6 protein-coding genes are annotated in these 14,930 nt (G+C 43.3%); 1 reads left to right on the forward strand and 5 read right to left on the reverse strand.

Translation table 11 applies throughout. The features are described 5' to 3' along the window. Positions 1 to 49 precede the first annotated feature (49 nt). The 5 genes from DUL71_RS04765 to DUL71_RS04785 form a co-directional block, all read right to left on the reverse strand. Complete coding sequence (locus tag DUL71_RS04765; protein ID WP_114936973.1) at positions 50 to 1,177, reverse strand: zinc finger domain-containing protein; 1,128 nt, start codon at positions 1,175 to 1,177, stop codon at positions 50 to 52. Between the two features lie 30 nt (positions 1,178 to 1,207). Continuing rightward, positions 1,208 to 2,323, reverse strand: a complete 1,116-nt coding sequence (locus DUL71_RS04770) for an SPFH domain-containing protein (protein ID WP_114936974.1) — start codon at positions 2,321 to 2,323, stop codon at positions 1,208 to 1,210. A 163-nt stretch (positions 2,324 to 2,486) separates the two neighbouring features. Beyond that, complete coding sequence (locus tag DUL71_RS04775) at positions 2,487 to 4,361, reverse strand: RagB/SusD family nutrient uptake outer membrane protein (protein ID WP_114936975.1); 1,875 nt, start codon at positions 4,359 to 4,361, stop codon at positions 2,487 to 2,489. 17 nt (positions 4,362 to 4,378) lie between these two features. Then, a complete protein-coding gene (locus DUL71_RS04780; protein WP_114936976.1) occupies positions 4,379 to 7,546 on the reverse strand; it encodes a SusC/RagA family TonB-linked outer membrane protein in 3,168 nt (1,055 codons plus the stop codon). Positions 7,547 to 8,247: 701 nt separating this feature from the next. After that, on the reverse strand, positions 8,248 to 10,140 hold the full coding sequence (locus tag DUL71_RS04785; RefSeq protein ID WP_208645475.1) for a 7TM diverse intracellular signaling domain-containing protein: 1,893 nt from the start codon (positions 10,138 to 10,140) through the stop codon (positions 8,248 to 8,250). A 410-nt stretch (positions 10,141 to 10,550) separates the two neighbouring features. On the opposite strand from DUL71_RS04785, the gene DUL71_RS04790 reads away from it, so the two are divergent. Then, complete coding sequence (locus DUL71_RS04790) at positions 10,551 to 14,570, forward strand: hybrid sensor histidine kinase/response regulator transcription factor (RefSeq protein ID WP_161964373.1); 4,020 nt, start codon at positions 10,551 to 10,553, stop codon at positions 14,568 to 14,570. The last annotated feature ends 360 nt before the right edge of the window (positions 14,571 to 14,930 follow it).

Genomic DNA, 14,930 nt, shown 5'->3' on the forward strand with positions numbered 1-14,930 from the left:
ACGTTTTGAAAACTTCGTAAGTCTTTAAGCGTAGTACAATAACGTTCTTTTACGCTGAATGCGCATTCTGATATAATACTACACCAATTATTATCAGCGCTATTACAAACAACACCGCGAGTATGATCTTGATAGCACTTATCGGCCGCTGGCCAATAACTTCGCCTGTGCTGGCATTAACCGTGAATTGATAAATTTTGTTGTTATAGTTATAGGCGCTAACCCAAACCGGCAGCATCAGGTATTTGATAGCCTTATCAAGGTATTGCGTATCGGTATTATCTATCCTCTGCTCATCGCCACCGATATCATCCCTTATGGCCGAATCTATGGCTCCGACGGTTTGCTCAGCTGCTTTTACAAAGCCTTGTTCCGGGTTTAGCTGATAGGTTTCGGAACGAAAACCGCTCATATATCGTTCATCAAACTTAACCAGCATGTTAAAATTCCAGGGGCCAAGCTTATTAAGCGTTTTTTCGGGTAAAGAACTGCTCGCCGGCACCATAAGATCGCGGAAATCGCACTCCACTGTTCCGGATGCGTACGACCAACTGGTGTGGCGTACTTGCCTGGTTCGGGTTTCTTCGCGTCCGTTTACGGTTTCGGTATAGGTTTCAGTAGTGTAGTAGTAATCTCCCCGTTCGCCGCTGTAATCGGTTACGGTGTAGGTATCGTATGTCCAATGGGGGAGGTAAACACCTTTTAACGCAGATGAGGCATCGCTTACTTTTTTAGCGAGGTCATTAGGGGCCCACCAAAGGCTTTTTAACCATTTTTTGAAAAATTCGATACCCTGTTGCTGCGTTATGGCAAAGGGTAAAATATAATGCGGAAGTACATATTGCTGCCCGCTTTCCAGGTCAAGCACCAGCGGAGCTGTGCAAAACGGGCATTTATCTGAAGTTACAAACTGATCAAGAATAGTTTGCGAACCGCAGGTTTTACAATTAACTACTTTAAGATCGGCGCTTTGTTTATTGGTGTCGATACCGGCAATAAACTCTTCATAATCGTAAGGTGAAATATCGCGACTGTTAGGAGCGCTTTCAATTGTATTGCTCACGCCGCAATAATCGCACAGTAGATTATGGGTACCCGGATTAAAGTGCAGTAACGCGCCGCAGCCCGAACAGTTTAATGAATTGTTTATGGCCGATGGATTAACCTCGTTATTCATTTCAGAAATAGATTTAGGAACGGATGAGGATTAAGCTATCGGCGGAGGTACATTACTAAACAGTTCTGCAATCTCTTCAACAGACGATGCGGCGGCCCATGCAGCCATACCTTTTTTCCAGATCATACTCTCCCTGCTTAACGCTCCGCTGGAAATCATTGCGTTGATGTCGCTGAACGAGTGTGGCCCGTCGGATTTGCCATCTTTTACAATGTGATATTGAACAGCAGGCGCAGGGGGAGGTGGGGGTACACTATCACCGGTGTTATTAGGGGTAACCTGATTTTGCTGAAAGATGTTGCCAACCTGTCCCATCATGGCTGCGCCAACGCCCAAACCCATACCGGCAGCGCCCAGGTTGCCGCCTATAGTGTTCTCGGCAGATTTTTCGATAGCATTAGCAGCCTGGAATTGCGCGTAGGCACCAAGATTGCCCAATATGCCCATTTCGCTCCGTTTATCAAGCATTTGTTCAACTTCGGGTGGTAGGGAAATATTTTCAACCAGTAGTTTGGTCAGGTTAAGGCCAAGTTCGGCAAAATCGGGCTGGATAGATTCTGTTATGAACTTGCCCATTTCATTGTAGTTGGCAGCCAGGTCGAGTACGTTTATTTTCGATTCGGCTACGGCATCCATACCGCGCGATACCACGGTGTTGCGCAGCTGCTCGTTGATATCTTCAATAACAAAATCCGGATTGGTGGCAGAGATTTCCGCGATGAATTTCTTCGGGTCCTGAACTTTAAAGTTAAAAGAACCGAATGCCCTTAAGCGTACCGGCCCAAATTCGGCATCACGGAGCATTACCGGGTTTTTTGTACCCCATTTTTGGTTGGTGAACTGGCGCAGGCTCACGAAGAATATATCAACCTTAAAAGGACTTTCAAAGCCATATTTCCAGCTCATTAAGGTTGTTAACAGCGGCATATTCTGAGTTTGAAGTTCATAGGTGCCCGGCGTATATACATCAGCAATGCGTCCCTCGTTCATGAAAACAGCCGCTTGCGACTCGCGCACAATGAGTTTTGCTCCCATTTTAATAGCGTTGTCATGGCGAGGGAATTTCCATACAAGTGTATTCTGAGTGGTATCAACCCACTCTATTACATCTATAAATTCGTTACGAAGGATGTTGAAAAGGCCCATATTTTTGATGTCAGGTTTAAATAATGATTAAATATGTGAAAAAAACAAATACTTGAATGCGCCCGCGGTTAATTATTTTATTCTTTAAAATCTGCATAAAACAAAAAACCGGACATTAATCAATTGACTAATGCCCGGCCCAAATGTTACACAATCAACTAAATTATGGAACTATCTTATCAAGCGCAGGGATGTTGGTTTCGGCGCCTGCATAACCTTTGCTTTGGTTAATATGCCCGTTTACGTTCAGGTCGATCTCGCTTTGCGGGATAGGCCAAAGCACGTGGTATGGCGAAATAGTAAAGTGGTTACCCGAGTTGGTTACAACGTTAGGGTTTTTGTAAAAGTCGTTCTTCTCCATGATCCTGTCATAGAAGAAATTGCTTGTTGAAAAATTAGCTACATTGTAGGTTTTGCCATTGTAAGCAGGGATACCGGTTTGAGCGAAGATATAAGCGATACGGGTAAGCTCGGTTTTACGCGGCTCTTCCCAATACAGTTCCCTTTGACGCTCGTCAAGAATAGTACCGATATTTACACTGCCGGCATCAGTTAACAACTGCGCGTTGGCGCGTGCCCTTACTTTATTGATATCATCCATAGCAAGGCCTGTTTGCCCCTTCCATACATAGGCTTCGGCACGCAACAGGTAGGTTTCGGCTAAGCGGAAAACGTACCAGTCGGTGTTGGTACCGCGCGGCGGGCTCCACCATTTATCAAGCGCGATAGGTCCTGAGCCGATGAACACTTTGTAATGCGGCCAGCCAAACCATGCCCGGATGGTATCTTTGGCCCCGTTCAAAAAGCGTTTACTCACGTTGGCATCGGTATACTGCTCCAGGTGTTTACCATACCAGGTAGGGTCGGAGGTTTTGATCGCCGGGCTGTTATAAACCAAATCGGTCATGTTCATCCAGTTTCCCGGCGCGTGCCTTAAGTCGGTATTATCTGTCCAGATGTATTTGGTAGCATAAGGCGTACCGCGTAAACGGCCAATACCACGGCCATACCATAAGGTAAGCGGAAATTCTTCGGTTACTTTATCTGAGATCCCTGGTTTAAGTGCTCCTGGGGTAAGGATGGTACCGTTATGCCACATCGGCACGCAGTTCCTCATCACCTGCGATCCGTTTGGTGTTGCACCATCAAGGGTTTCGCGGTCAAGTACTACATATAAAGCCTCGGCATTTGTTCCCAGTGCCTTGTTTTCGGGCCTGTGAAGGTCCCAGATGATGTTTTTGGAAGCATCGCCTGCAACGATACCAAAACGATTGGTCATAAGGTGATAAGGGCCATTAATAGCTACGTTAGCTGCCGCGATAGCGTCATCAAATAAACCCAGGGCAAGGTCAACCTTAGCTAAAAGGTGGGCAGCGCCGCCTTTTGAAATATCACCTTTGGCATTAGCATCCGTAAGGTTAGCTACGGCAAATTCCAGGTCGGTTTTCATTTGCTTAAGGATAACGATACGCTGCGTGCTGAAATAACCGGTGTTTACGGCGGTTTCTTCTTTAAGCAGCAAAGGCACATCGCCAAACTCATGCACTAAACGATAGTAACGGTAAGCCCTGTGAAACAACGCGGTAGCTTTTACAAGGTTTTTATCGGCATCAGATGGCCATTTGATATTATCAATTCTTGATAAAATTACGTTACAGTCATGTATCCCCTGGTACCAGGCGCTCCAATAGCGGCCAATTTTGTTATAGTCGTCGCTGTTTAGGTTGGCGGTAGGAGTGATACGTGCGTTCAAATCCTGCGCCGGTGTAGTTTTATCTGTGGTACCTTCAACCGCTGCATCAGTAAAAATCGACTCGGTAAGCAATGGGGCCGAATCACCGAAATACTCAAACCTAACGCTTACGTTCAAAGTAGCCAAGGCAGCCTTAAATGCGGCAGGCGAGGTATAAGTTACGTCGGGTGTGAATTTTGAAGGTGCCTGCGGATACAGATCAGCCCGCTTGGTACAGCCTCCGGTTATAAATATGGTTGCCGCTGTTAAAGCCGCCGCCATGATGTTTTTGTTTATCTTGTTCATGTATTAAAATCCCTTCTTTAAAAAACTACGTTAAACCCGGCTGATAAATATCTTGGCGTAGGACCGCCATTTTGCGGATCCCAAAGCGGCCAGCTTGAAAACACAGCGGCATTGCTTGCATTCACGAATAATTTGGCGCTTGAGATACCCAGGCGTTTGATAAGCTGTGGACTGAAAGTATAACCTATAGAAGCCGTTTGCAGTCTCACAAATGAAGCTTTGCGCCAAACGTTGATGGTAGTGCCAGATGAACCTGAGTTTAAGCGGGCGTAATCATCAATCTGGTTATCTGGTGTCCAGTAAGGCAATACGTATGAGTTCATACGTGCAAAGCCTACGCTACCCGGATTGTTTAAGGCTTGATTATATTGTTTTAATGCGCCAATGCTTGATACCAGCAGGAACGATACATCAAAATGTTTGAAGATGTTGAAATCGTTACGTAACGACCAGCTAAAGCTTGGGTTTTGTGAGCCTAAGAATTGTTTGTCATCGTTGGTAAACTTAAAGTCGCCGTTTACGTCCTGTAGTTTGAAATCGCCTGGTTTAGCGCCGTATTTAGCGGCCTGATCAGCTTCGGTTGTTTTCCAAACGCCCTGGATCTTGTAATCCCATACAGCGTTGATATCATGGCCAATGAACCATCCGTTACCGATATCATCTTTTTCTACATTGGTAGTAACGCCGTTAGCATCAGTAACCGGGAATGCGCCATACAGGTGAACAATTTTGTTGCGGTTCAGGAAGAAAGTTCCGCTGGCATTCCAGTTAAAGTTTTCACTTTTCATGATCTTGCCATCCAATGAGATCTCAAAACCTTTGTTATTAACCTGGCCGATGTTAGTATAAGGGTTGGAGTTGTTAGCACCGCCCGGCAAATCACCAGATGAATTATAACCCTGAACGTCAAGGATACTGCGTTTAACAAGCAAGTCGGTAGTTTTACGGTCGTAAACATCTATCGAACCGCTAAGCCTGTTGTGTAGTATGGTGAAGTCAAGACCGATGTTTGGTCCTACAGTACGTTCCCATTTCAGCTGCGCGTTTTGCAGGGTGCTTACATAAATGCCACTGTTATTGGTAACTGTACCGGAGTTGTTTGCGGTTGGATATTTAATACCGCCTAATACCGCTAATGAGATAGAAGGATCGGCAGTGGTAGTTGATGTACGGTTACCGTTGGCGCCATAGCTGAAACGTAATTTACCGTAATCAAGCCACTTGAAGGCATCGCCCTTCATGAAACTCTCATCACTAAATACCCATGCTACAGCTGCTGAGGGGTATACTTCACGTGGGTGTTCTAAACCGAATGCAGAGAAACCGTCACGGCGTACAGTTGCAGTCAGGATATAGCGGCCTAACAAGGTGTAATTGATCCTGCCCATGATTGCGTCTGCATTGTAAATACGGTCGTCGCTGCTTTCAACAGGTAGTGTGCCTGCACCAATGTTGTGGTAACCCAAAATGTCGGTAGGGGTTAACTGAGTGTTTGAAGCATTGGTATACCAGGTTTGGTATTTTTCTTTGTTAAGCAGGAAGGTTGCATCAAAGCTGTGGATACCAAAAGTTTTATTCCAGCTTAAAATGTTATCGAGGTTGTACCTGTAACGGTTCTCCTGTGAACGGATAGCAGTACCACCTGAAAGCTCGTTAGGGTTAGCTACCGGGCGGAAGAAGAAATTCCTGTATGATTCAATAGTTGGTGCATAGTTCACCGTATACTTGATACCAAATGGAAGATCCAAACGGGCAAAAAGTACCGAGAACAGGGTGTTTTGCACAGCCACGTTTTGATTGTAGCGATTGCCCAGGAAAGGGTTACGCTGGTTCAAACCACTGTCATCAGTATCAATACGACGCAAAGAGCCATCAGCATTGTACATATCGCCATAAGGTGATGAGTTGATGATCTGCGTCCAGTCTGCTTCAGTGGCGTCTATGGCTTGGCCGCTAAGCGGAGTGCTGGCCGCGCCTTCATCGCGGCTTGCGAATTGGGCGTTTACACCAAGCGTTAAAAATTTGGCGGCTTTACCTTCCAGGTTTACACGGAAACGACCGTCGGTATACTGTCCGCCCTGTATCAGGTTTTGGTTTTTGGTATAGTTACCCGATACATAGTACTTAACTGTTTCTGAACTACCAGAGAAGCTACCGGTATAATCCTGGCGGAAGCCATTGCGGAATATCAGTTTCGACCAATCTGTCATTTTACCGGCCTGGTAATTGGCAATTTCGTTAGGGAATAAACCTAAACGTTGCAGCCAGATGGTAGTTGGGTCGCCTGTAGCACCGTTAAGGAATTGGGCAAGCGTTACACCATCCGGCAGCTTGTTAGGATTGCTATAGTAATAATAGGGGTTTGAAGTGTTAGAACTGCGGGCCCCATCGGCTCGCCAGTTTAGGAAGCCATCGCCTGTATAGTATTTTTGGTTTTGCAGTAGTTGTGCAATACCGAAGTTGGCATTTAAGGTGATTTGCGTACCGCCCTTTTTACCTTTTTTGGTAGTGATAGCTACAACGCCACCGGCAGATTGTGCACCATATACGGCAAGCGCGCTTGGGTCACGGAGTACGTCAACGCGGTCAATATCATTAGGGTTGATATCAGCCAGCTGACCAGGATAAATAACACCATCCAATACGATAACAGGCTGAACGTTACCCGAAAGGGAAGCTTTACCCCTGATCTGAAGATCGCCTGTACCGCCGCCTTTGGCCGAGGTATTCAGTGCAACCGAAATGCCCGGGATATTGCCCCTGATAATGTCGGTAGCGCTGGCTGGGTGTTCGTTCTCCAGTTTCTCGGCCTTAACACTGCTGATGGCTCCGGTAACGTCTTTAACGGCCCGTGTACCGTAACCTATCACCACAACCTCTTCCAGTTGTTTATTGGCATCGGCCAGTGTTACATCAATTGTTGTGCGGCCTTTAATTTGTTGCTCTTGTGTGGCCGATCCCACAAAGCTGAATACCAGCGTCGCGTTGCTGTTTGCGGTAATTGAATAGCCACCCTTTACATCCGTAACGGTTACGGCACCTGTTGATTTGTTTTTTACAGTGGCGCCAGGTATTGGCAGACCCTGGCTGTCTTTAACAATACCTTTCACGGTAACGTCCTGTGCAAACGTCCGTGTTAGTATTGTAATAAGTAAAACAAAAATTAGCGTAATTTTTTTCTTCATAATTTATTGCTGTTTAGTTGGTTAAGCAGCCATGGCTGCCGGAATGAGCTAAAGGAAAACCTGGTTTACACAATAGCGGTGCAGGTAAGTGCTGTAGCGCGATCTTTACTTCATATAAGCGATTTGTTGGTTAAGCGTATTACTAATTGGTAATTGGTGGGGTAAATTTAAAGTGGAATAAACCAATAATGCAACAGGGGTAACTTATGTAAGTTATTGATTTTAAGATAATTAAATCAATTTTGATACGTTTTGATAACGAGAAACTCAAACGTTGAAGTGGCGTATTTACAGCGGGTTACACCTGCTTCGGTTTTGTAGCTGATACGCTTTGTGAACAAGAAAAAAAAGTGAAAATATTTTAAAAAATGACAATTGAGGGGAGTGGTAGACGGTTGTAATCCGCTTTTTTATGCCGGAAATGGGGTTTTGGTAGGGAAAGAACATTGCGATTAACCGCTGTCCGTAGACTCTGTCTACGGATGCACTATGACTGTAGTTTGCAACTACAGTCATGAATGAATGAGTTTCTGGCGATATCTGACCCTGTAGTCAGAGACTACAGGCATAAAGAGTCCGTAGACAGAGTCTACGGACAGCAAAGAATTTAAAGAAATGATGGACTCCAGCGGAGTCTCGTAATCTACAGAATGAATAGGGACAAAGTCTATAGATACGGAAAGGCAACAAAGGCCAACCTATCACATCACTAACATTGTCCAGCCTTGCTGATCATTCTTCTTTCTTGATTTTTTCTTTTCCTGTAGTACCTTTTTTATGCGGATGGCATAAGTCCAGCAGGTACTTTGGCGGATATCAAGCTTTTCGGATAGTTGGTGCGACGAAATGGTGCCGTTGGTGCTGTAAATAAGATAAGTAAGATAAAAAGCTTTGTTAATGGGAATCCTGCTGTTTTGAAATATAGTATTATGCAGGGCCGATTCTTCATAGCTGCACTTGGTACACCGGCGACTGTGCGGCAATCTTCCCGCGCAATAGGTAGCGTTTGAGCAACGGGTACAAACAAAACCATCTTTCCATTTTAAGGCAGACAGGAATTTAAAACAGGTTTCCTGGTCGGGGTACTTGGCGCTGAATTCTTCATAGTCCAGTTCGGTAGATAATGCCCGCGATTCAGTAACCTTTTCAATGTTTGTTTTAAGCTGAACGTTGTCCTTTTCAAGTAAAACATTCATGCGCAGTATTTCGCCGGCCTGTTTTTCCAGTTGCAGGTTAGCCTCCAGTAATTCTTTGTTCTGGTTTTCGATGATCAGGCTTTGCTGTCTTACCTCGTTTGATTTTTCAACCAGTTCATGTGTGCGGGCCCGTACCTGTCGCTCCAGTTCTTCGTTAATCGAATCCTGTAACTGACTGTTCAGGTGCATTTGCCTTATAGTTTCTTCATGAGCAGCGTCCTTTTCTTTCCGGAGGATGCGTACCTGATCACCAATGGCAAATGACAACAGCACCATCTCAATAATAAAACAGAAACTGAGACTATAATAGCTTATCGGGGCGGGTAAAAAGTAGGCATACCCCAGCGCGCTAAGGGCTTTAACAATAAAACCTATAAATAATACCAGATAGGCCAGCACAAAAAAACGTGCCGGTTTGTAGCCGTTTTTGTAAATATAAACGCCGGTGACAAAAGCAAGCGACAGCGGGATCACCTCAACAAACTTGTATACAAACAATGATTTGTTGAAAAACAGGCAGTACAAAAAGTAAACAGAGCGCAGCAGTATCACATAATTGATGGCCCTATTAAACTGAGGTGCCTTTGTTTTAACCTGTAATAATTCTTTACTGAATATCAGAGCGCAAATACTGATAAAATATAAGGAAATACCGTTGCCATAATGGTTTAAACCTGGTGTTTCGGGCCATAAATATTGAAAGGCAATGCCATCGGCACTCATTTCGTACAGGCCTACACTTAAAATGTAGAATACGTAGTACAGATACTGTCTCTTCTTTACCGCCAGGAACATGAGCAGGTTATGGAAACAGAAAATAAGGATCATCCCATAAAACAGCCCATAGGTTAAATACTCATTAAGCGCGTAATGAATAAAGTAATTGATGGTACGATAAACTATGATAACATTTACCGCGTTATGCGATTTTACCCTGAAATAATAGGTGTGGTAACCGGGCTGCGTATCGCCAATCAAAAATTCGAAGTTTTTATGGTGAAAAAGCCTGCTGCTGAAATCAAGGTTTGCCCCGGATTCACTTTTTATATAGCTGCCTGATTTATCGGGCATATAAGCTGTTACTTCGTCGGTCGTTTGATCAAACAGCTCAATAATACTGTTGCTGCTTATAGGTTCGGTGAAATACATGCGTACCCGAAACCAGTAAGTAAAGTTTTTATGATGATTGCTGGGATAATACGAGCTGTTGTCTGTAAAAGATGAGCCCATTTCCTGGATATCCTGGAATGTTAGCTTTCCTGAGCTGTCCTGAAGATATTTTACCTCGTTAAGGGTAAACTTATGTTGCTGAACATTTTTATCAATCCTGAGTATGTTTTGCGCATGCAGGTTAAGCGCCCACAGGCACAAATAAAAAACGAATAAATATTTAGTCAACTTTAGTAAATGTTTAGTCAAAAGCTTTTAATAAATAGTATGACCGGCTTTAAAAACGCGAGTGCGTTAAGCGCATAATTTAAAGCTTCCGCTACCTCGTTAGGGGCGGGCCATGGTACAATAAATGTTTATTAAGAACCGGTTTATAATATGCCCAAATATAATTATTTGTTAATTATATGTCGTTATTGAATGGGTATTTTCTCTGCACATTTTGATGAGGCGTCGAACCGGAATTTTGTTTTTATGCTTTTGTTATATTGTATCCTTTGTAGCGTTCAAACAGGATAAAATTCGCTAATTAAAGCCAGCCGCATTTTGATATCTTTGGAGGTAACCAGTTATTGATTTTGCGGCGAATGTTTCAGCGATTAAAGGCCTTTTTGCTTACTTGTTTTTTATGCTCTTCTTTGGCAGCCTTAGCAAAAGGCCCTGGTTTTCCGGTTAGATATTTAGGTATTGAAGATGGTCTTTCAAATAACGCGGTAACTTGTATAACGCAGGATCAATATGGTTTTATGTGGATGGGCACCTATGATGGCCTTAACCGCTATGATGGCTACTCATTTAAAGTTTTCAGGAATATATGGGGCGATAAAAACTCGCTGGTTAACAATCACATTAAATCCATTAATGCCTCCGGTGCACGAATATACGTAGGGACAGAAAAAGGCCTGATGTATTTTGACTATGCCGATTCGCGCTTTCATCCCATGTATTGTTACAATGAAAAACATGAACCGGTTAAGATTGGGTTTAATATCAATGAAATAGTAGCCGACAGGCAGGGCAATATCTTTGTAACCAACGGAACTTACGGGTTTTTAAAATTCGGAAAAACTGATACCATCGGAAAAGAGATCCTGTACGATGTTAATAAGCAACGGTTTAATACGCTCGCTGCCCGCATGGATAATCAGGGTACCATTTGGGTGTTGGTGAGTGGGGCAGGGCTGGGCAGATACGATGCAGCAACCGAAAGAATAAAAATAGTAGCACCCGAACTGACAAATTCCGGTTGCATGACCATTGACGGAAAGGGTAAAGTAATAGCAGGCTGGGGTAATGAATTGTTCATGTACGATCCTGTCGCCCAAAAAACCACCAAGCTTGATATAGGGCTTAATAAATTAATTAGTAACAATATCTTCAGTCTTACCACAACAAAAAATGGCGATATCTGGATTACCACAAACGGCGGTGGCATCAAAGTATGGGATCCGGCTAAAAATCAGATCACCTATATTACGGCAGGGGAAACGCCCAATAGCCTGCGCAGCGGCGCGGTGGATGCCGTTTATGAAGATGACGAATCCCGCATCTGGATAGCGACATTGCGGGGAGGGGTAAACATTATCGACCGTAAGCCCACATCATTCCATCTGTTTGCGCATGACGTGTTTAATAAAAACAGCGTCATCAATAACTTCATTTTATCCTTTTGTGAAGATAAACAGCATAATGTATGGGTTGGTACCGATGGCGGAGGGCTTGATTATTGGGATACTAAAACGAACACGTTTACGGCCTACGAGCATCAAAACGGTGGCGGAAGCATCAGCAGTAATTTTGTGGTTAGTATATTAAATGATTATACCAACAAAATATGGGTAGCAACCTTTAACGGCGGTATTGATGCTTTTGATAATGCTACAAAGCGGTTTAAGCATTACAGTTGCTACAACCCAATAGAAAAAAAGGAAGAGCGGAATTTCTGGAAACTGTACGAGGATTCGCAGCACCGCCTCTGGGCAGGTAGCACATGGGGAGGGGCTTTGTTTTTGTATAACCGGGCTAAAGATCAGTTTGAACTTTTTGATAACAGTCTGGTAAATATCCATGCGCTTTTTGAAGATCATGCCGGTAACTTATGGGCCGGAAATTACACCAGCCTCATTAAAATTGATGTTGAGCATAAAAAGCACCAGGTTTATTTTATAGGTCAGGCTATAAGGGCAATTACCGAAGATAATAAACACAACTTTTGGGTAGGCACCGAAGGCGGCGGGTTACTTCAATACGATACCAACACGCATCAGTATAAACGATACACCGAATCGGCAGGCTTACCAAGCAATACTGTGCTGAATATACTGGTAGATAATAGCGGTAATTTATGGTGCAGTACCTACAACGGACTTTCCAATTTTAATGTTACTACTAAAAAGATCACCAATTACAATGCTTCTGATGGCTTGCAGAGCAACCAGTTTAATTACAACGCGGCACTCAAATTGGCGTCCGGTAAAATGCTTTTTGGTGGTATAAAAGGGTTTAACCTTTTTTCGCCTGATAGTATTGCTCCCTACGCGCACCAGCCGCGCCTGATGCTGTCAGATTTTAAAATAAACAATGTATCAATTGAACAGGATTGTGCCTACGCGCAAAAGCAGCCACTAAACGAGCTAAAAAAAATAACTATCCCCTTTAGTGAGGCCACCTTGAACATCAGCTACACGGCGCTCGAATACTCGTTTCCTGATAAAATATCATATGCTTACTATCTTGAAGGCTGGGATCACGGGTGGAACTATGTAGGTAAACTAAAGTCGGCTTATTTTTCGCGGCTTAATGAAGGTACGTACACCCTCCGGATTAAGGCCACCAATACAGAAGGGCGCTGGGCTTCGTCGGCTATCGCCATAAAAATCATTGTATTACCGCCATGGTACCGCACATGGTGGGCTTATATCATTTACGGAACCATCTTGTTTGCTATAGGCTATATTTTTTATAACTACAGGGTAAACCAGGCCAGGCTTAGATTCAAAGTTAAACTGGCAAATCTGCAGGTTGAAAAGGAAAAAGAGCTTAATGAAAAGAAACTGACGTTCTTTACTAACGTATCGCACGAATTCAGGACGCCGCTAACGCTCATCATTAACCCGATAAAAGATCTGCTGAATCAGAGTAAAGGCAATACGGAAGAGTTAAGCACCATTTACCGTAACGCACGCCGCCTTCTTGGTTTGGTTGATCATTTATTGCTGTTCAGAAAAACAGAAAGCGAAAATGCATCATTGAAAGTGAGTAAACTGAATTTTGTGAGCCTGAGTAATGAAGTTTATTCCTGCTTTATCCAGCAGGCTAAAATCAAGCATATTAACTACAGTATTGAGGGTGCCGGAGAAAGTATAGAAGTATATGGCGACCTGGAAAAAATAGAGATAGCCCTGTTTAACCTCATTTCAAATGCTATAAAGTTTACTCCCGACCATGGTACCATCCACATCATTATTGAACAGGATGATAATAACGTATATTTTAAAATAATTGATAACGGTATAGGTATAAACGCCGAGGTAGGCGACAAGCTGTTTGATAAATTTTACCAGGCAAAGGACAAAAACTATTTCCGAAAAGGGTTTGGTATAGGTTTATACCTGGTTAAGGTTTTTATTGAGAACCATAAGGGTAATATCAGTTACTCCAATAACCCTGATGGTGGCACTACCTTTGTACTTGAACTGCCAAAAGGTAAGGCTCATTTTGCAGACGATATCATTGTGGATGATGTCGTACCCGATTATACCTACGTAAACGAGCTTATTGATGGCGATAATAAGGAAGTTGTACCGGAAGAGGGTGAGTTAAACGCTTTAGAACTCTTCAGTTCGGCCCGGCATACGCTCATGGTGATTGATGATAACGACCAGATCCGTGCATATATCAAAAAGATCTTCACGCCGGGGTATAATGTAATTGAAGCTCAAAATGGCAGCATCGGCCTCGAACTGATTAAGAAGCACATGCCCGATGTGGTTGTAAGCGATATTGTAATGGATGGCCTGAGCGGGCTTGACCTTTGCCGGATCATAAAAGAGGACCAGGCTATTAGTCATATCCCTGTTATCCTGCTAACCGGCGATACAACTCCTGATATCATGCTGAAGAGTATTGAGGAAGGTGCTATCGACTTTCTGCGTAAGCCTTTTGATAAGGAGTTACTTATCGCAAGGGTAAAAAGCGTATTGCGTAATAAGATTGAACTTCAAAATTATTTCTACAAAGAGGTCACCAAAAAGAGCACCGGCCGCAGTATCTCACAGGAAAATAAGGACTTCCTGAATAACTGTATTTCGGTAATAGAGCATTATTTTACCGATGATAAATTTGACGTGTATGTGCTGGCCAAAGAGATAGGTATCAGCTATCCTACCTTATTTAAACGCCTGAAAAGCATCACCGGCCAATCTGTAAATAATTTTGTCCGCTTTGTGCGCCTGCGTAAAGCTGCCGAATTACTTATCCAAACCAATTGCAACGTCAATGAGGCCGCGTTCCAGGTTGGTTTTAGCGATGTGAAATATTTCCGCGAGCAATTCTTTAAACAATACGGATCAAACCCTTCCGACTTCATCAAAAAACACCGCGCCAGTTTTCAAATCTCCTACCGGATGAATGAGTTTGAAAAAAGCCCGGCTAAATAATTGCTTCTTTATTTAAGCTGTGTGCTTATTGCCATCAAAATCACCTGAAATAAAATAAAGGTTATTTTAACACTTATTTTATCGACAATTCTACAAAAAGTATCAAAAAAGGGCATTTTTATATATTTTGACCCCGTCAATTTATAGTTTTACCCCTCTCTCGCAATCTCAAATTCCGCTTATTTCGTCTTAACCAACAGGCAATAATCAGCACTGATATTTTATTGCCTGCAAATTATAAACAATAACCAATGCTATGAAAATTTCAAAAACGCACAATGGGATGGCTCCTGCTGTGGTATTAAACCGCCCGGGATAAGTCTGGATTATGATCACTAAAACCCACAATAAATGAACCCA

Source organism: Mucilaginibacter endophyticus (assembly GCF_003351025.1).
Taxonomy (GTDB): domain Bacteria; phylum Bacteroidota; class Bacteroidia; order Sphingobacteriales; family Sphingobacteriaceae; genus Mucilaginibacter; species Mucilaginibacter endophyticus.

Coding starts and splice junctions, on each gene's coding strand:
- DUL71_RS04765 (WP_114936973.1), bottom strand. CDS start 1,177: ATGAATAACGAGGTTAATCCATCGGCCATAAACAATTCATTAAACTGT.
- DUL71_RS04770 (WP_114936974.1), bottom strand. CDS start 2,323: ATGGGCCTTTTCAACATCCTTCGTAACGAATTTATAGATGTAATAGAG.
- DUL71_RS04775 (WP_114936975.1), bottom strand. CDS start 4,361: ATGAACAAGATAAACAAAAACATCATGGCGGCGGCTTTAACAGCGGCA.
- DUL71_RS04780 (WP_114936976.1), bottom strand. CDS start 7,546: ATGAAGAAAAAAATTACGCTAATTTTTGTTTTACTTATTACAATACTA.